General features: G+C 73.4%; 14 protein-coding genes. 5 read left to right on the top strand and 9 right to left on the bottom strand.

Annotated elements, in window-relative coordinates; genetic code table 11:
* Positions 1-85: 85 nt before the first annotated feature.
* The 3 genes from BBK14_RS23210 (at position 86) to BBK14_RS23205 (ending at position 4,996) form a co-directional block, all read left to right on the top strand.
* Positions 86-3,235, top strand: a complete 3,150-nt coding sequence (locus BBK14_RS23210) for a bifunctional [glutamine synthetase] adenylyltransferase/[glutamine synthetase]-adenylyl-L-tyrosine phosphorylase (RefSeq protein WP_071065380.1) — start codon at positions 86-88, stop codon at positions 3,233-3,235.
* 520 nt (positions 3,236-3,755) lie between these two features.
* A complete protein-coding gene (locus BBK14_RS39080) occupies positions 3,756-4,715 on the top strand; it encodes a hypothetical protein (RefSeq protein ID WP_131802402.1) in 960 nt (319 codons plus the stop codon).
* Between the two features lie 68 nt (positions 4,716-4,783).
* Entirely contained in the window at positions 4,784-4,996 is a 213-nt protein-coding gene (locus tag BBK14_RS23205) for a hypothetical protein (RefSeq protein ID WP_131802400.1), read from the top strand.
* Positions 4,997-5,082: 86 nt separating this feature from the next.
* Here BBK14_RS23205 and glnII read toward each other — a convergent pair whose 3' ends face one another.
* Together glnII and glnA are read right to left on the bottom strand one after the other, a co-directional pair.
* The gene (glnII, locus tag BBK14_RS23200) at positions 5,083-6,153 is read right to left on the bottom strand and encodes a glutamine synthetase GlnII (protein ID WP_071065378.1); all 1,071 of its coding nucleotides are present in this window, start codon (positions 6,151-6,153) and stop codon (positions 5,083-5,085) included.
* Between the two features lie 482 nt (positions 6,154-6,635).
* Entirely contained in the window at positions 6,636-8,060 is a 1,425-nt protein-coding gene (gene glnA, locus BBK14_RS23195) for a type I glutamate--ammonia ligase (protein WP_020459379.1), read from the bottom strand.
* A 283-nt stretch (positions 8,061-8,343) separates the two neighbouring features.
* Here glnA and BBK14_RS23190 point away from each other — a divergent pair, with 283 nt between their 5' ends.
* Positions 8,344-8,718, top strand: a complete 375-nt coding sequence (locus tag BBK14_RS23190; RefSeq protein ID WP_071065401.1) for an RDD family protein — start codon at positions 8,344-8,346, stop codon at positions 8,716-8,718.
* A 167-nt stretch (positions 8,719-8,885) separates the two neighbouring features.
* On the opposite strand, the gene BBK14_RS23185 is transcribed toward BBK14_RS23190, so the two are convergent.
* From BBK14_RS23185 to BBK14_RS23165, 5 genes are all read right to left on the bottom strand, one after another.
* Positions 8,886-9,893, bottom strand: a complete 1,008-nt coding sequence (locus tag BBK14_RS23185) for a DUF4191 domain-containing protein (protein ID WP_071065377.1) — start codon at positions 9,891-9,893, stop codon at positions 8,886-8,888.
* 56 nt (positions 9,894-9,949) lie between these two features.
* On the bottom strand, positions 9,950-10,228 hold the full coding sequence (locus BBK14_RS23180; protein ID WP_071065400.1) for a hypothetical protein: 279 nt from the start codon (positions 10,226-10,228) through the stop codon (positions 9,950-9,952).
* 201 nt (positions 10,229-10,429) lie between these two features.
* Complete coding sequence (lipA, locus tag BBK14_RS23175) at positions 10,430-11,416, bottom strand: lipoyl synthase (protein ID WP_071065376.1); 987 nt, start codon at positions 11,414-11,416, stop codon at positions 10,430-10,432.
* Entirely contained in the window at positions 11,413-12,237 is an 825-nt protein-coding gene (gene lipB, locus BBK14_RS23170; protein WP_071065375.1) for a lipoyl(octanoyl) transferase LipB, read from the bottom strand. The genes lipA and lipB overlap by 4 nt, the downstream gene beginning before the upstream one ends.
* A gap of 40 nt (positions 12,238-12,277) precedes the next feature.
* Complete coding sequence (locus tag BBK14_RS23165; RefSeq protein WP_198541405.1) at positions 12,278-13,027, bottom strand: Type 1 glutamine amidotransferase-like domain-containing protein; 750 nt, start codon at positions 13,025-13,027, stop codon at positions 12,278-12,280.
* Positions 13,028-13,173: 146 nt separating this feature from the next.
* Between BBK14_RS23165 and BBK14_RS23160 the strand changes: the two genes are divergently transcribed.
* The gene (locus BBK14_RS23160) at positions 13,174-15,063 is read left to right on the top strand and encodes a protein kinase (protein WP_083391190.1); all 1,890 of its coding nucleotides are present in this window, start codon (positions 13,174-13,176) and stop codon (positions 15,061-15,063) included.
* A gap of 27 nt (positions 15,064-15,090) precedes the next feature.
* Here BBK14_RS23160 and BBK14_RS23155 read toward each other — a convergent pair whose 3' ends face one another.
* Positions 15,091-16,002: a TIGR01777 family oxidoreductase gene (locus BBK14_RS23155; protein ID WP_071065373.1), complete on the bottom strand. Its 912-nt coding sequence runs from the start codon at positions 16,000-16,002 to the stop codon at positions 15,091-15,093.
* A 287-nt stretch (positions 16,003-16,289) separates the two neighbouring features.
* Complete coding sequence (gene sucB, locus BBK14_RS23150) at positions 16,290-17,747, bottom strand: 2-oxoglutarate dehydrogenase, E2 component, dihydrolipoamide succinyltransferase (RefSeq protein ID WP_071065372.1); 1,458 nt, start codon at positions 17,745-17,747, stop codon at positions 16,290-16,292.
* Between the last annotated feature and the right edge of the window lie 99 nt (positions 17,748-17,846).

The raw sequence follows: 17,846 nt of genomic DNA, 5'->3' as shown, positions 1-17,846 counted from the left end.
CTCCTCCGGAAGACGCGCCCATGCCCCACCAGACGTCCGTACCCCACCGGGTGACCGCGCCCGGCCGGCTGACCGTTCCCGTCAGATGACCGTCCCGGCCGCTGACCGGCGGCGCCACACGGCCGCCGCGCAGCTTGCCCGGCTCGGCTTCTCCGACGTCGAGCGGGTCGCCGCGACCATGCGGCGGATCGGGCTGCTGCCGGTGGATGACGGCGTGGGCGGGTTCGCGGTGAGCGCCGTCGTCGGCGAGCTCGCTGCCGCCGCCGATCCCGACCGGGCGCTGCGTTGCCTCGACCGGCTGCTGGACGCATTGAACGCCCAGGACACGCCGGACGCCCAGGACACGCTGGCGGGCGCGCGGCTGCTGACCGCGCTCGCCAGCCGGGCGGGCCTGCGCCGCCGGCTGGTCGCGGTGCTGGGCGCGAGCTCCGCACTGGGTGATCATCTCGTCGCGCACCCCGGGGACTGGGCGATCCTGGACTCCGACGAGGCGATGACCGGCCCAGTCGATCCGGTGGCGGCCCGCGGCAGGCTGCTGCGGGCCGTCGGCGCGGACCCGGGCGCCGTCGAGCCCCGCGCCCGCGGCGCCGGCCCGGACGTGCTGGACGCGCTGCGCCTGGCCTACCGGCGCGCCCTGCTCGTCCTGGCCGCGCGGGACCTCACCGGGGCGGTGACCCTCGACGACGCCACCGCCGAGCTCGCCGCCCTCGCCGGGGCCGCCCTCGACGCCGCCCTCGCCGTGGCCCGCGCCGGGCTCGGGCCTGGCGACGTCCCCGTCCGCCTCGCCGTGATCGGGATGGGCAAGTGCGGCGGGTGCGAGTTGAACTACGTCAGCGACGTCGACGTCCTGTTCGTGGCCGAGCCGGTACTGACGCCGAAGGCGGCGGCTGGGACTGGGACGGCGGCTGGGACTGAGACTGTGCAGGCGCGGATGCCGGAGGCGGCGCCGGGTCTGGAGGCGGTGCTGCGCACCGCGACGCGGCTCGCCGAGGGGGTCGTCCGGGTCTGCGGCACGCCGACCGCGGCCGGCGAGCTGTTCCAGGTGGACGTCAACCTCCGCCCGGAGGGGCGGCACGGCGCGCTGGTGCGCACCCTCGACAGCCATCGGGCCTACTACCGGCGCTGGGCCCGGACCTGGGAGTTCCAGGCCCTGCTCAAGGCCCGCCCGATCGCCGGTGACACCGAGCTCGGCCGGCGGTTCGCCGCGATGGTCGCCCCGATGGTGTGGACGGCGGCCTCCCGCCCCGGGTTCGTCGCCGACATCCGGGCCATGCGGCGGCGGGTGGAGCGTTCGCTGTCACGCTCCGAGGCCGACCGCAACCTCAAGCTCGGCCCCGGCGGGCTGCGCGACGTCGAGTTCGCGGTGCAGCTGCTGCAACTGGTGCACGGCCGGGCGGACGCCAAGCTCCAGGTCGCGTCCACCCTGGACGCCCTCGACGGGCTGGCGCGCGGCGGGTACGTCGGCCGCCGCGACGCCGCCGGGCTCGCCGACGCCTACCGGTTCCTGCGCGCGGCCGAGCACCGGCTGCAACTACAGCGGCTGCGCCGGCTGCACACGCTGCCGCGCGATCCCGGGGAGCTGCGCTGGCTGGCCCGGTGCATGGGCCTGCCGGGCGCCACCGAGCTGGAGGCGGAGCACCGCCGGGTGGCCCGCTTCGTCCGTTCCCTGCACGAGAAGCTCTTCTACCAGCCGCTGCTGGAGGCCGTGGCCCGGCTGTCCGCGGAGGAGATGCGGCTGACCCCGCAGGAGGCCGCCGACCGGCTGGCCGCGCTCGGCTTCGCCAACCCGGCCCGCTCCCTGCGTCACATCGAGGCGCTGACGAACGGCGTGAGCCGCACGGCGGCCATCCAGCGGCACCTGCTGCCGGCGATGCTGCCCGCGTTCGCCGACGCCCCTGAGCCCGACGCCGGGCTGCTGGCGTACCGGCAGGTCAGCGAGGCGCTCGGGCGCACCCCCTGGTACCTGCGGCTGCTGCGGGACTCCGCCGGCGCCGCCGACCGACTCGCCCGGGTGCTGGCCACCAGCCGCTACGTCGCCGACCTGATGGCCCGGGCGCCGGAGTCGGTGCGGCTGCTGCGCACCGAGGAGGAGCTGCGCCCGGTGCCGCGGGAGGCGCTGGTACGCACTCTGCTCGCGGTCGCGCACCGCAACCCCGACGCCGAGGACGCGGTCGGTCGGGCCCGGGCGGTGCGCCGGGTGGAACTGGTCCGGGTGGCCTGCGCGGACCTGCTGGGCCTGCTCGACATCGGCGCGGTCGGCCGGGCCCTCTCGGACGCCGCCGCGGCCACGATCGAGGCCGCCCTGCTGACCGCGCGCCGCCAGGTCGCCGGCGTCAGCGGCGGCTCGGACGGGCTGCCCGTCCGGCTGGCCGTCGTCGCGATGGGCCGGCTCGGCGGTGGGGAGCTGTCCTACGGCAGCGACGCCGACGTGCTCTTCGTCCACGAGGCGGAGCCCGGGGTCGGCGAGGCGCGCGCGGCCCGGCTCGCCGCCGAGATCATCGGTGAGCTGCACCGCCTGCTCGCGCTGCCAGGGCCGGACCCGCGGCTCACGCTCGACGCCGCGCTGCGCCCGGAGGGACGCAGCGGGCCGCTGTCCCGCACGCTCGAGGGCTACGCGTCGTACTACGACCGGTGGTCGCTGGCGTGGGAGGCTCAGGCCCTGCTGCGCGCCCAGCCGCTGGCCGGCGACGCGGAGCTCGCGGGCCGCTTCTGCCGGCTCGTCGACCGGGTCCGCCATCCGCGCGGGCTGCCCGCCGGCACGATCGCCGAGACCGTGCGGCTGCGCGGGCGGATGGAACGGGAACGCATCCCCCGCGGCGCCGACCGCGCCCTGCACGTGAAGTTCGGCCCGGGCGGGCTGACCGACGTCGAGTGGACGGTGCAGATCCTCCAGCTCGGCCACGCCTGGCGGCTGCCGGACCTGCGCACCACCGCCACCCGGGACGCCCTGCGCGCCGCGGCCCGCGCGGGCCTGGTCACCGCGGGCGAGCTCGCCGCCCTGGACGCCGCCTGGACGCTCGCGTCCCGGGTCCGCAACGGGATCATGCTCACCTCCGGCCAGGCTGGGGACCTGCTCCCGGCCGGCCCGCCCGGTCTCGAGCGGGTCGCCCGCGCGCTGGGCTACCCGGCGGAGGCGGTGGGCGAACTGCCCGGTGACTACCGCCGCGCCGCTGCCCGCGCCCGCTCGGTGGTGGAGGACGTCTTCGCCCGCGAGCAGCACATCGCTCACGGCTGACTGGCTCCGCGGGGGCGGCGACGGCGACGGAGCCGGTGGCGGCCGCCGCGGGCCCGCGGCGCGTTCCGGCGGCGGGGACGTCTTGAGGAACTGGTCGGGCGACCAGGGACGCAGGAAGCGGACACGCACAGACAAAGGGCGTAGCTGGCGATCGCCGCCGTCTCGGGGGCTGACTCCGAGGAAATGCGTGGTGAGCGCCGTGAGTGCCATGGGAGCGAGCGGCGCGCTCAGCTGAGTGTAGTCATGGTTGGGATGGGGCATGCTGTTCCCTCTCTTAGGTACCCGCGTACCGTCGGTATGCCGGCATCCATAAGACTGTCCGGGAACGCTCCTGGCAATAGAAACAACTAGCGGACGTGAAGATGCGTTTCTGTGGCGACGAAACTCGAATTGAGACGGGAGTTGCGACGATGTTGCAAGGGGGTTGTTACCGCGGTGTCAGCGATGCGGAGGAACCCGGAGACCAGCTGCCCTGCAGTGCTTCTGACCTGTTGCAACGAGATGGGCAAGGAGTCGGAACGTGCGTGACGGCAGGGCCTCCAAGGGCGGTCGTGTTCCGCGGGTCGCCGTGGGCGTCGAGCCGGACCACAGGGAGCTTCTGGATTTCTTCCACCTGCTCAAAAAATGTTTTGGGACGCCGCTGTACAAATGTTCGCTGGACCAGACACCGGCTGGCAGGACCCGGGCGAACAGGAAATTCGGAGGAGAGGTTCCGCTTTGCTGGGAAGATGCCGAGCGTTATCTTCTCCTTCAGCCGGAACCGGTCCGGGAGAAGGTCCTGTGGATTGCGCGTGTCGAATACGTCCACTGGTCTGTAGGTTCACGGGCGAGACGAAGATGGCCGCTGAGACCGGACGAGGAAAAACTTGTCGAGGAGGTGCTGGCGGCCGGTGGGTTCACCCGTCAGCTCGCCGCCGTACGGCGCACGGTCGACCAGCTGCGACAGGGGCATTACGACCTGGCGGGCACCGGGGATGCGGGCAGTACCGAGGCGGATCTCCTACCGGACCCGGCTCGCCGCCGGCCGGGGGCCGTAAGCGGGTTGCTGCCAGCGCCGAGGGCAGACGCACCCACCCGGTTACCCAAGGACACTGCCGGGGCGCCGGCACAGGCCCTTGAGGCGGCTGCGGAGGCGATCGCAGACGGACTACGTCATCGTCTCATCGAGCTGGAAGCCGTCGTCGAGCGTCAGCGGGGCGAGATCGTCACGGCTCTCACCCGCCAGGTCGAGGCCACCCGCCGGGCCGAAACCGCTGAGAGTCGCGCCCGAGAGGCGTACGGACAGAAAGAAGTCCTGCGCCATCAGGTTGAAATGCTCACCCGGGAGCTGGCCCGGCGAACGGCCGCGGCCAACGTGGTCTCGGCCGCGCGGCAATCGTCAGCGCCACCGCCGACAGGTCGCGGGGTTATGCAGCCCTCGACGGCCGTGCCCGGACCGGGGCCTGCCCGCCCTATGTGTTCAGCGCTCTACCAGAGCTGACCGGGGACCAGGGGCGCTGCGGCGGCCTACAGGTCCACTACGCAGTCTTCGCGGGCGCCGCTGGCCTCGTGACAGAGGGCGATCTTGATCTGGACGCGGCCCGAAGCCGAGATCTGATCAAGTGGAAGTCCTTTGTGCCAAGCAGAACCATCGAACTCGTCGTCGACACCCCCGCGGTGCCCACCGGTTGCGGTGCCACCCTCGATTTCAACGAGGCGGTCGTCCGTATCGCTCCGTTTCAGCCGGCGGGCGATGTGGGCGCGGTCAGCGGGCTGCGCTGATCTCGGCAATCAGGTCCGTAGCCCCCGGCGGGTCGCCGGAGGCCACGGACCTGTCGTGTGACGCCAGGCCGCGTGCGGCCTGGCGGTCAGACCTTGGCGGTCGCGTCGGCGGTCTGCGATGGCACGAACAGGGTCGGCTTGTCGCCGGCCAGCGCGCTGCAGCAGGTGTCGACGATCAGCGAGGAGACCACGTACGGGTCCATGTTGGCGTTCGGCCGGCGGTCCTCGATCCAGCCCTTCTTGGCCTTCTCGACGGCCCACGGGATCCGGATCGACGCACCGCGGTCCGAGGCGCCCCAGGAGAACTTGTTCCAGGGGGCGGTCTCGTGCTTGCCGGTCAGCCGCAGCTCGATGCCGTCACCGTAGTGGGTGACGTGCTCCATCACCCGGGTGCCCAGCGCCTCGCAGACGGCGACGATGGCGTCCCAGCTCTCCATGGTCTGCTTGGTGGAGAAGTTGGTGTGCGCGCCGGCGCCGTTCCAGTCACCGGCCATCGGCTTGGCGGCGAACGACACCGACGCGCCGAAGTCCTCGGCGATCCGGTGCAGCAGCCAGCGGCCGACCCAGATGTGGTCGCCGATCGCGGGGGTCGGCAGCACGCCGATCTGGAACTCCCACTGGCCCATCATGACCTCGGCGTTGGTGCCCTCGATCGCGAGGCCGGCGTCCAGGCACGCCTGGGTGTGCTTTTCGACGATGTCCCGGCCGGGCATCTTCTCGCCGCCGACGCCGCAGTAGTACGGGCCCTGTGCCTCGGGGTACCCGGCCGCCGGCCAGCCGAGGGGACGCCCGTTCTGGAAGAACGTGTACTCCTGCTCGATGCCGAACATCGGTGACATGTCGGCGTACTTCTCGGCCACCGCCCGGGCGGCGGCGCGGGTGTTCGTCGGGTGCGGGGTGAAGTCGGTCAGCTGGACCTCACACAGCACGAGCACGTTGTCGCCGCCGCGCAGCGGGTCCGGGCAGGTGAAGACAGGCTGCAGGACGCAGTCGGAGTTCGAACCCGGGGCCTGGTTCGTGCTCGAGCCGTCGAAGCCCCAGATCTCCGGCTCCTTGCCGCCCTTGACGATGCGGGTCTTGCTCCGCATCAACGGCTCAGGCTCGGTGCCGTCGATCCAGATGTACTCGGCCTGATAGCTCTTCGACTTGGAGCTCACTCGTACTCCCCGTGGTTGACGTGGCACGTGACGGAGCGACTGTGTGATCGGCCGGGGGAGGGCCGACCCCGGCCGCGACTGACGCAGGGTTCGTCCGGAGCTTCGTCGGGCCTCGTTTCCAATCAGTTCCCGGGGTGTTAATTCTCGGTCACCGGGGTGTTGCTGCACGGCCGTAGTCGCGGCGCGGAAGCGAATACCCGCCGGTTCGCGGGAACCACCCCGGAAAAGCTGCCGTAACGACGGACGGCCCGTGCCCACGGGTTCGTGGACACGGGCCGTCCGTCATCAGCTGATATCCGCCCACCGTCGCCGGCGGTGTTCGGGGAAGGGCCAGCCGCAGGTCGCGGCGGCTGTCGGGTGGGTGGCGCCGGGGGTGGGCCGTAGGTCATACGAGAAGCCCCCGGCGCCGCTCTCGCCAGGTGTGGCGGGAGTCCGCCCGCCCCGTTGGTGGCGCCGCTCCGGACCGGGAGGGATATCGCGGTCTAGATGTCGTAGTAGAGGCTGAACTCGTACGGGTGCGGGCGCAGCCGGATGGCGTCGACCTCGTTCACCCGCTTGTAGTCGATCCAGGTCTCGATGAGGTCGGGGGTGAAGACGTTTCCTTCACGGAGGAACTCGTTGTCGGCCTCGAGGGCGTCGAGGACCTTCTCGAGTGAGCCGGGCACCTGCGGAACGGCGGCGAGCTCGTCCGGCGGGAGCTCGTAGAGGTCCTTGTCGATCGGGTCCGGCGGGTCGATCTTGTTCTTCACGCCGTCCAGGCCGGCCATCAGCATCGCGGCGAACGCCAGGTACGGGTTGCAGCTCGGGTCCGGCACCCGGAACTCGACCCGCTTCGCCTTCGGCGAGTCGCCGCCGAGCGGAATCCGGCAGCACGCCGAGCGGTTGCGCGCCGAGTAGACGAGGTTCACCGGGGCCTCGTAACCGGGCACGAGCCGCCGGTAGGAGTTCGTGGTCGGGTTGGTGAACGCGAGCAGGGCCGGCGCGTGGTGCAGCAGGCCGCCGATGTAGTAGCGCGCGGTGTCGGACAGGCCGCCGTACCCGTTCGGGCTGTAGAAGAGCGGCTCGCCGTCCTTCCACAGGCTCTGGTGGGTGTGCATGCCGGACCCGTTGTCCTCGAAGAGGGGCTTGGGCATGAAGGTCACGGTCTTGCCGCGGCTGCGCGCCACGTTGCGGATCACGTACTTGTAGAGCATCAGGTTGTCGGCCGTCTTGAGCAGCGTGTCGTACCTGATGTCGATCTCGGCCTGGCCGGCGGTGCCGACCTCGTGGTGCTGCATCTCGACGGTGATGCCGACCTCGAAGAGCACCCGGGTCATCTCCGAGCGCAGGTCGGTGAAGTGGTCCGTCGGCGGCACGGGGAAGTAGCCGCCCTTGAACCGGGGCTTGTATCCGAGGTTGCCGCCCTCCTCCTTCCGCGCGGTGTTCCACGCGGCCTCCACCGAGTCGACCGCGTGCATCGACCCGTAGGGGTTGTAGTCGTAGCGGACGTCGTCGAAGATGTAGAACTCGGCCTCGGGGCCGAAGTAGGCGGTGTCGGCGATCCCCGTGCCGCGCAGGTAGGCCTCGGCCTTCTTGGCGATGTTGCGCGGGTCGCGCGAGTACTGCTCCTTGGTGATCGGGTCGTGGATGAAGAACGTCATTGCGAGGGTGGGGTGCTCACGGAACGGGTCGACAAACGCCGTCCGAGGGTCCGGAAGGAGCAGCATGTCAGATTCATGAATCGCCTGGAATCCGCGGATCGACGATCCGTCGAACATGAGCCCATCGCTGAAGACCGACTCGGAGAAAACCTCCGTGGGGATTGTGAAGTGCTGCATCACCCCGGGAAGGTCACAGAATCGTACGTCAATGAACTGAACGCCTTCGTCCCGGATATAACGGAGCACGTCGTCGGCGTTTGTGAACATCCACCCTCCAGCGTTTGTCAGGTATCCATGGACTGACAGGGTACGCTCCGGTCGGTTGCGTGATGTGACCGCATGGCGTACCGGGGATATCACCGGGTTGTTTCCGAGATGTTACCGTAACGGCGTTCGTGACGGTACGTCATCGCCCGGTTGGCGCGGGATCGCCGCATAGGCTTGCGCCGTGGGACGCGCACTCGGAGGTTGGCTGGAAGGGCCCGGGCTGCCTCGGGACACACCACCCGGAGCCCGACTCGGGCTCCCGGCGGAGGGCCCCGGTTCGGTGGTGGGGTTCGGTCCCCGCCTTGTCGCCTATGCCGTCGACGCGGTGATAGCGAACCTGCTGGTGGGAGTCCTGTTCCTCGTCGGCGTCAGCGCCGCGGGGGATGCGCGCGGCTTGGCCGTGTACGGAGCGTTCCTGCTCGAGGAGCTCCTGCTGGTCGCCGTCGTCGGGCAGACCATCGGCATGCGGCTGGCGGGCATCCGGGTCATCCGGGTGCGCGACGGGGCGCGCCAGAGCTGGCCCTGGATCGTCGTGCGGACACTGCTGCTGGCGCTGTTCATCCCGATCTTCATCTGGGACCGCGACCTGCGTGGCACCCACGACCGCGCCGCCGGAACGGTGGTCGTGCGCGACCCGGTCACCTCACCGACGACCTGAGCCCGCGCGGAGCCCCGAGCCGCGCCACCGGACGGCCCGGTAGGCCCGGGGGGGTGCCGGCCGTGCCGCGGTTCAGCCGCCCCGTGGCGGGACGGTGCCGGCGGCGGGACGGCACCCCGGCAGCACCGGGGCCGGCGAACCGGGGCCCGGTCAGTCGGGGTGCGGGCTCAGCGGAGCCGGCCGCCGCGGGGGATGTTCCGCGGGATGGGGCCCTTGGGGATCGGCAGCGCCGGGGCGCTGACGGCCTTCAGCCTGCGATCGAGGGCGTCCACATCGCGCTTGCGCAGCTCGCGGCGTAGCCGCATGAGCGTGCTCTGCAGCTTCGGCAGTGGGATCTCGCCCTCGCCGTTCCCGACGACGTAGTCGAGCAGCGGCGCCTCGCCGACGATCTTGCGGATGCGGCGCTTCTCCGCGACGAGCAGCTCGCGCGGGCCGCGCCCGCGACCCTCCGCGATCAGGATCACGCCTGCCCGACAGACCACGCGGTGGACCACATCCTGATGCCGGTTCACGCCGACGGCGGGGGTGAGCCGCCAGTCGCCGCGCATCCGCTCGACGACGCCGGCGGCGGCGCCCGGCTTGCCCTCCATCTCGGCGTACGCRGTCTTCTGGACGCGCCGGCTGAACACGTTCAGCGCGACGACCAGCCCGAGCAGCACCGCGATCGGCAGCCACACGTACAGCGGGCCGACGAAGACCCCGAGGATGACGCCGACCGCGATCGGGCCGGCGAGCCCGAGCAGGCTCAGCCACAGCACCCGCGGGTCACGCTGCTTGGTGATCTTGTATACGAGGCGGATCTGCGCGAGCCTGGCGCGCGCCCCACCAGGCTCGCCGCCGCCACCAGCGGGCGGCGGCGGTGTAGCGGCCCGCGCGTTCCGGCCGGCCTTGGCCGGCGGGTCGGACGGACCGCTCTGGCCAGCCTGGTCGGACCTACCGGCCCGGCGGGCCTTGCCACCGGCCTTCGGGGATCCACCCTTGGGGGCGCCGCCGGTCGGCCCGCCCGCCTTCGGGTCCCCAGCCTTCTGGGCACCCCCGCGCGCGCCCGCGCGTGACCCGGCCGCACCCGTTCCACCCGGCCGGCGGGCGGCCCCGCCACCCATCGTTCCGCTTCCACCCGCGGCCGCGAGCACCGGCTCCCCGCCGGCTCCGGCCGGCTTCTTCCGCAGCGCCATAGACGCGAGCCTACGGCCTCGAACGGGGTGCCTGGCGACTGCTCCGGTAACGGAGGTCAGGAACGGGCGGCGGCCGCCGCCCGTGAGCGCACCGGCGAGACCCGTGGCGCCGAGATCCGGGGGACGGGGAACGTGGCCCGGGCCGGCGGCGCGGGCGGCGGGGCGAGGGAGGGTTCGAGTGCGGACACGGAGATCTGGTCGACCCAGCGGTAGCCGGTGGTGACGTGCAGGTCGGTGGCGGCGCGCCAGGCGTTGTGGCGCGCGGTGCGCTGCCCGCCATGGGGCAGGACGAGAAGAGTCAGTTCCTCGAGTGCGCTGAGGAGTGAGCGGAACACGGTGTCGACGACCTCCCGACGCGGTCGTGGCGCCCGAGGCGGGAGGAGCTCCCGCCGGAACAGCACCGAGTGTGAAGGGCGCAGATGTCGCCGCGATGTCCGCAAGGTGGCGACGGCCCCTGCGCAACGGCGAATCTCGTGACCGCCGCGTGACGCAGAGCCGAGCTTAGTCGCTCGCGGTAGTCGCCACCAGTCGAGTCATCACCTGGCGTGAGAGTCGTCGGACACACTTTCGGGCAGATCAGCCTCTACAGCGGCAGTATTACTACGTACGGTGACTGCCTGGCGGTACAGGCGTCCGGCGCGGTACGACGACCGGACGAGCGGACCGGACAGCACACCGGCGAAGCCGATGCCGGTGGCGCGCCGCTCCCACTCCACGAACTCCTCGGGTCGCACCCAGCGCTCCACCGGGTGATGGCGGGGGGTCGGCCGCAGGTACTGCGTGACGGTGAGCAGGTCGCAGCCGGCCTCGTGCAGCGCGGTCATAGCCTCGGAGACCTCGTCGTCGGTCTCGCCGAGCCCGAGGATCAGGTTCGACTTGGTCACCAGGCCGGCCGCCCTGGCCTGGGTCAGGACGTCCAGCGAGYGCTCGTAGCGGAACCCCGGCCGGATCCGGCGGAAGATCCGCGGAACCGTCTCCACGTTGTGCGCGAGCACCTCCGGCTCGGCGGCGAAGACCTCGCCGAGCTGCTCGGGACGGCCGCCGAAGTCCGGGATCAGCACCTCGACCCCGGTGCCCGGCGACCCGGCGTGGATCTGCCGGACGGTCTCGGCGTACAGCCATGCCCCGCCGTCGGGCAGGTCGTCGCGGGCGACACCGGTCACCGTGGCGTAGCGCAGGCCCATGGTCGAGACCGACTCGGCCACCCGGCGCGGCTCGTCGACGTCCAGCGGGGTCGGGCGGCCGGTGTCGATCTGGCAGAAGTCGCAGCGGCGGGTGCAGACGTCCCCGCCGATCAGGAAGGTGGCCTCGCGGTCCTCCCAGCACTCGTAGATGTTCGGGCAGCCGGCCTCCTCGCACACCGTGTGCAGGCCGGCCCCGCGGACCAGGTTGCGCACGTCGGTGTACTCGGGACCGGTGCGCATCCGGGTGCGGATCCACGGTGGCTTGCGCTCGATCGGCGTCTGCGCGTTGCGCGCCTCCAGCCGCAGCAGCGGCCTGCCTTCGGGAGCGACCGCGGTCATCGGTGAACCTTCCCGCCGGCGAGCCCCGCGCCGATCAGATCCGTGTCGGACGTTCCCGCCGTGGCTGCCCTGCCCGCGGTGCCCGCCGTGTCCGTGCCGGCCACCTTGCCCGTGCTGTCCTCCGCGCCTGCCGGCCGGCGGCCGGCCTCGGCGGCCAGGCCCGTGGCCAGGTAGTCGGCGAGCGCGGTGAGCATGTGCCGTTCGACCACCGGGCGGGCCTCGGCCACCGGCAGCGGCCGGCCCAGCTCCCTGCTCAGGCTGGTCACGCCGGCGTCCGAGATCCCGCACGGGACGATCCGACCGAACGCGGCGAGCGCGGGATCGCAGTTCAGCGCGAAACCGTGGTTGGTGACCTTCCAGCTCACCCGGACCCCGATGGCGGCGAGCTTGCGCAGGCCGTCGGATGTCCACACGCCCGTGCGCCCCTCGACCCGCCGGGTCTCGAGACCGAACTCGGCGCAGGCCGCCATCAGGCCGGCCTCCAGCGCCCGTACGTAGGCCACGACGTCCAGCGGCATCGGGAGCCGCACGATCGGGTAGCCGACCAGCTGCCCCGGGCCGTGCCAGGTGATGCCGCCGCCGCGGTCGACGTCGACGACCTCCGTCCCGTCGACCGGGCGGTCACCCGCGCCCGTCCGCCGGCCCGCCGTGTAGACGTCGGGGTGTTCCAGCAGGATCAGCGTGTCGGAGCCGCGTCCGTGGCGGCGGTCATCGGCCAGGGTCCGCTGCATCTCCCAGGCCTCGCGATAGGGAACGACACCCAACCGGAGGACATCCACGTCCCGAGCGTACGCCCGCGGGCCGGGGCAGCAGGGCCACATGGGGATCCGTCGGGAGCTGTCAGGAGCCGGATCGCCGCGGCTACGGCGCCTGGTCCGCCGCGGTCCACGGATCGGGGAGGAGCCTGGCCGGGACCCGGGTCTCGACGGCCGTCCCGGCCGGGCCCGGCTTGACCCGCCAGGCGTGGGCGTCCGGCCGGTCCGCCACCGCCTCGACGAGCTCGGTGCCGCGGAAGTGCAGGCCGGCGCCGTCGTCGGTCGCCCACCCGGCGGGCAGCGTCCCCTCGGCGACGAGGCGCTGGTAGAGCGGCCGGCGCGCAGGCTCGGAGTCGTAGTGCGGGGTGTTGCTGTGCGGCAACAGGCCCAGCCCGTTCGTCACCGGGCGCAGGTCGGGGCCGAACGAGTCGGTGGTGCCGCCGGTGTGCCAGCACAGCGAGCCGGCGGAGACCCCACCCAGCACGACCCCGGCCTCCCACACCTCGCGCATGATCCGGTCCAGGCCGTGCGCCCGCCACACGGCCAGCAGGTTGGCCACGCTGCCGCCGCCGACCCAGACGACGTCCTGCGCGAGCAGGTGGGCCCGGATGTCGGCGACGTTGGGCATCGGGAACAGCGCGAGGTGGGAGACCACGACGTCCGGCCGGTCCCGGCTCAGCGCCGCGTACCCGCGGGCGTAGGCGGCCTGGTCGTCGCCCAGGGCGGTCTGCAACAGGCACAGCCTGGGACGTCCGGCGGGGGCGGCGAGCTCGATCGCGTGATCCAGCAGTGGTCCGACCCGGGCGCCCCACCGCCCGTCGGGCCGGAAGCCGCCGCTCGTCGCGAGGATCTGCACAGATGACTCCTGGTTGACCGGCCCCGGGGGCGTCCCGGGGCGCCCGTCCGCGCCCGGCGGCGCGCCGCCGCCGCTCGAGAGGAAGTTATCCACAGCAGGGGAAAGAGTCCTGCAGAGGTGGTCGGATCCGCCTAGCGTCGACGTTCGTGACCTTCACCGACGATTCCGGCGATCGGCTGGGGCGGCACGGCGGCGAGCCCGTCGTGCCGGGAATCCTCCTGCACGGCCGCCGATACGACGCCGGCGCCGGCGAGGTCTGGGCCGGCCGGATCGAGCGGCTCGGCATGGACGTGACCATCCGCTACGTTCGGTTACCGGCCGACTCGCTGCTGCGCGCCGAGGCCTTCGACGAGGCCCAGCTGCTGCTCGGCATCCGCCATCCGCACCTGGCCTCCGTGGTGGACGTGATCCGCACACCCGACGGCCTGGCCGTCGCCACCGAGCCGGTGCACGAGGCGGTCAGCCTGTCCCGGCTGCTCGGCGCGCGGGGTCGGCTCGACCCGGGCGAGGTCGTCACCATCGGCCTACCCGCGGCGCAGGCGCTGGCCGAGGTGCACGCGGCCGGTCTGCACCACGGCGGGCTGACCGCCCTGGACATTCTCCTCGAGCCGAACGGGCGGCCGGTTCTCACCGGCGCCGGCATCGCGGCCCTCACCGACCCGGGCGTGTCCGCCTCGGAGGACGTGCACGACCTCGCCGACCTCCTGCTCGGCGCGATGCGCCAGGCGACGGGGCCCGACGCCGCCGCGGTCGCCGTCGCGGTCGCGATGGCCCTGGTGGACGACCCGCGTCGCCGCCCCTCGGCCGCCGAGCTCGCGGCCGGGCTGGCCCGCAGCGCCACGCCGCTTCCCGTCCGGATGACGGACGTGCCACCCGGGGCAGCAGGGGTTGTCGAGGTCGACCCGGAGCCCGGCCGGCCCGCGGACGGCGGGAACGCCGCTCCGGTCGACCAGGGCGACCTGCTGGATCCCGACGAGAGTCTCCGGGGCGAGGCCGGCGACAGCGGCGACCCGGACCCGTGGTCGGCAGCCGAGGACGTGGCGTGGCCGGGCGACCCGGCCACGGGTGACCCGGCCACGGGCGACCGGGGCTTCGAGGGCGACCCGGGCTCCGCGGCCGGCCCACCGGAAACCCCGCGGCCCGCCGGTCGGGATGATCCCTACGGTCTGTACCTCGCGACCGGTCAGGTGATCCCGGACGAGGACGAGGAGCCACCGCCGCCCGGCGCGGGCGGCCCGGCGCCCAGGGAGGCCGACGCCGAGGGCATCCGGCCGCCGCATGACGGGCGGACCGCACCGGCCGAACCAGCCGACCTGGTGGGCTCGCTGCGACCGGTGAACCACGACCGGGCCGGCACCCGCCGCCGCGCCGGCCGGGCCGCGGCGCCCGCCCGCGCCCGGGGCACCACCCACTCCCCGGCACCGCGCGCGGCCAGGGCACGCCGGGCAGCGGGGGAGCGGGCCGGCGGCCGGCGGCGGCACCCCGTGTTGTTCCCGGTGCTCGCGGGCGTCGGTCTGGTGATCGTCGCCATCGCCGCGCTCCTGCTGGCCCATGACTCCGGGTCGGACGCCACCCGTCAACCCGTGCCCACCGGGAGCACCGCCCGCGCGGACCCGACCGCGAGCCCCGTCAGCGGGCAGACCCCGGAACAGGTGTGGCGAGCCGTGCTCGACGAGCTCAACACCGCCCGCAGCAAGGCCTTCGAGCGGGCGGACGAGACCGCCCTCGACCTCGCGGACGCGCCCGGCAGCGCCGTCCTGGAGTCGGACCGGGCATCGATCCGGGAAATGGTCCGGCGACGCGGGCGCTCCACGCCGGTGCGGATCGAGATCGTCGACGTCGTGGTTCGTGAGGAGGAAGCCGACCGGGTGGTCCTACGGGTCACCGAGATCGTGGGGGCCTACGACTTCGTCGGCGAGGCGGGCGATGTGCTGGCCCAACAGCCGGCCAGCCCGCCGGAGACGAAGGATCTCACCCTGTGGCGGACCGAGGCGGGCTGGCGGCAGGCCGAGAGCGTCAAGACGGCCCCCAGCTGAGCGAGCGGCCGGACCCGGCGGCCCGGTTCAGGCGTCGCGGTGCACGGCATCGGCCAGTGCCGTGGCGAGGTCGGAGTGGTTGAACCGGAACCCGGCGTCGACCAGCGTGGCCGGCGCGAGCCGCTGGGAGGCGAGTGGTCCCTCGTCGGCGAACTCGCCCAGGGCCAGGCGTAGTGCGAAGCGCGGTACCTGGGCGAAGGCCGGGCGCTGTAGCGTCCGCGCCAGCGCCGACGTGAACTCCGCGTTCGTCACCGGGGTGGGCGCCACCAGGTTGACCGGCCCGCGTACTCCGTCGGCCTCCAGGAGGAAGCACAGCGCGTCGACGGTGTCGGCCAGGCTGATCCAGCTGAGCCACTGGCGCCCCGAGCCCAGCCGGCCGCCGGCTCCGCGCCGGAAGATCGGGAGCAGCCGTTGGAGGGTCCCACCGCGCCCGGAGAGGACGATGCCGGTGCGCACCCGGACGACCCGGATGCCGGCCTCCTGCGCCGCTGTGGTCGCGTTCTCCCAGTCACGGGCGAGCTCGGCGAGGAAGCCGGTGCCGGGCGGGGCCGTCTCGTCCAGCGCGGCGCCGGCCGAGCCGGCGTTCGTGCCGTACCAGCCGATGGCGCTGCCGGAGAGCAGGACCCGCGGGCGCGGGTCGAGGCCGGCGAGGGCCTCGGCGAGCAGGCGGGTGCCGTCGATGCGGCTGGTCCGAAGGGTCTGCTTGTAGGCGGCGGTCCACCGGTGGTCGCCGATGCCGGCGCCGGCCAGGTTCACGACGCCGTCCACGCCGGCCAGGGCGGCGGCGTCCAGCGTGCCGGCCGCCGGGTCCCAGCGGATCTCGGACGGGTCGCGCGGCGGGCGCCGGACGAGGGTGACGACCTCGTGGCCGTCCCCGCGCAGCGCGGGCAGCAACGCCGAACCGATCAGCCCGGACGAGCCGGTGACGGCGACCTTCATGCGTCCGGGACCCCCATCCGACCCTCCTGGACCTGGAGTCCGTGGCACGGCGACCCCGGGGCCCGGACGTCACCCTAGCCGGCCGCGGCCACCTGCGCCGCCGGACCGGGCAGGCGGGGCGGCCGGGGCGGCCGGGTTTCGGGCGCCGGCGCGGCACGTTCTCCCGCACCAGGCCCGGCGTGTCTCCCCGCGAACGACAGCGGCGGTCGGGTGGGTCCGTGGACCCGCCCGACCGCCGCCGGCCCTGCCTGCCTGCCTTGCTGGTGCCTACAGCGCCGAACTCGTGGCTACAGCCCGAGCTCGGCCTCGAAGGCGCCTTCCTCGAGACGGCTGGCGATCGCGGTGAGGAACCGGGCCGCGTCGGCGCCATCCACGATCCGGTGGTCGTAGGTGAGGGCCAGGTAGACCTTCGACCGGATGGCGATCACCTCGCCGAGCTCGGGATCGGTGACGACGGCCGGGCGCTTCACGACCGACCCGGTGCCCAGGATCGCCACCTGCGGCTGGTTGATGATCGGGGTGTCGAACAGGGCGCCGCGGCTGCCGGTGTTGGTCAGCGTGAAAGTGCCGCCGCCCAGGTCGTCCGGGGACACCTGGTTGGCGCGGGTCCGGGCGGCCAGCTCGTCGATCTTGCGGGCCATCCCGCTGAGGTTCAGGTCGCTGGCGTTGTGGATCACCGGGACGACCAGGCCACGGTCGGTGTCGACGGCGATGCCGAGGTTCTCCGAGTCGTGGTAGGTGACCGTGCCCGCCTCCAGGTCGATGCTGGAGTTGATCCCCGGGTGCTCGCGCAGTGCCTCGCACGCGGCCACCGCGAAGAACGGCAGGAACGACAGCTTCACGCCCTCGCGGGCCTGGAAGTTCGCCTTGGCCCGCTCGCGCAGCTTCGCGATCCGTGTGACGTCGGCCTCCACGACGGTGGTGAGCTGCGCGCTGACCTGCAGCGACTCGACCATCCGACGGGCGACCAGCGAGCGCAGCCGGGTCAGCTTCTCGGTGCGGCCACGGGGCGCGGTGGACGCGGTCGGCGCGGCGGCGGGAGCCGGCCGGGCGGCCGCGGGCGCCGCGGGGGCCTGCGCCGGGGCGGGAGCGGCCGGCACAGCCGGAGCGGCGGGGGCGGCGGGGGCGCTGGGAGCCGCGGCCGGCGCGGAGCCGCGGGACTTCGCCGCGTCCTGGATGTCCTGCTTGGTGATGCGTCCACCCGGGCCGCTGCCGGTGACCGAGCCGAGGTCGACGCCCAGCTCCGCGGCCATCTTGCGGACCAGCGGCGTCACGTACCGGCCGAGACCGTCGGCGGCGGCGTCCGGGGCGGCGACCGGGGCCTGCGCGGGCACCGGCGTGGCGGGAGCCGGCGGCGGAGGCGGTGCCGCCGCGGGAGCGGGCGCCGGCGCCGGCGGAGCGGGGGGAGCAGGCGGCGGGGGCGGCGCGGCGGCGGCAGGTGCCGGCGGAGGCTCCGGGGCCGCGGCGGGGGCCTCGGCGGGCGCGGCCGCCGCGCCGGCACCCGCGGCGCCGTCCTCGATGACAGCCAGCTCGACGCCGACCTCGACGGTCTCGTCCTCGGCGACCTTGATCGAGCCGAGCACGCCGGAGGCCGGCGCGGGGATCTCGGTGTCTACCTTGTCGGTGCTGACCTCGAGGAGCGGCTCGTCGGCCTCGACCCGCTCGCCTTCCTTCTTCAGCCAGCGGGTGACCGTCCCCTCGGAGACGCTCTCCCCGAGGCGGGGCATCGTGACGGATACTGACATGCTGACAACGACTCCTTCGTCGCGCCCGGCGCCCTCCCCACCACACCCGGTCGGGCCGGGCGGGGCGGACGCGGGCACCGCGGGCTAGCTGTGGACGTG

The sequence above is a fragment of the Parafrankia soli genome (genome assembly GCF_001854695.1).
Lineage (GTDB): Bacteria > Actinomycetota > Actinomycetes > Frankiales > Frankiaceae > Parafrankia > Parafrankia soli.
Note: the sequence above shows the minus strand (reverse complement) of the source record. Positions and strands in the feature narration are given on the sequence as shown.

What these genes read in the sequence shown, in the direction of transcription:
- BBK14_RS23210 (WP_071065380.1), top strand. Translation starts at nt 86, where the DNA reads ATGACCGTCCCGGCCGCTGACCGGCGGCGCCACACGGCCGCCGCGCAG.
- glnA (WP_020459379.1), bottom strand. Translation starts at nt 8,060, where the DNA reads ATGTTCACAAACGCCGACGACGTGCTCCGTTATATCCGGGACGAAGGC.
- lipB (WP_071065375.1), bottom strand. Translation starts at nt 12,237, where the DNA reads ATGTGGCCCTGCTGCCCCGGCCCGCGGGCGTACGCTCGGGACGTGGAT.
- BBK14_RS23155 (WP_071065373.1), bottom strand. Translation starts at nt 16,002, where the DNA reads ATGAAGGTCGCCGTCACCGGCTCGTCCGGGCTGATCGGTTCGGCGTTG.
- sucB (WP_071065372.1), bottom strand. Translation starts at nt 17,747, where the DNA reads ATGTCAGTATCCGTCACGATGCCCCGCCTCGGGGAGAGCGTCTCCGAG.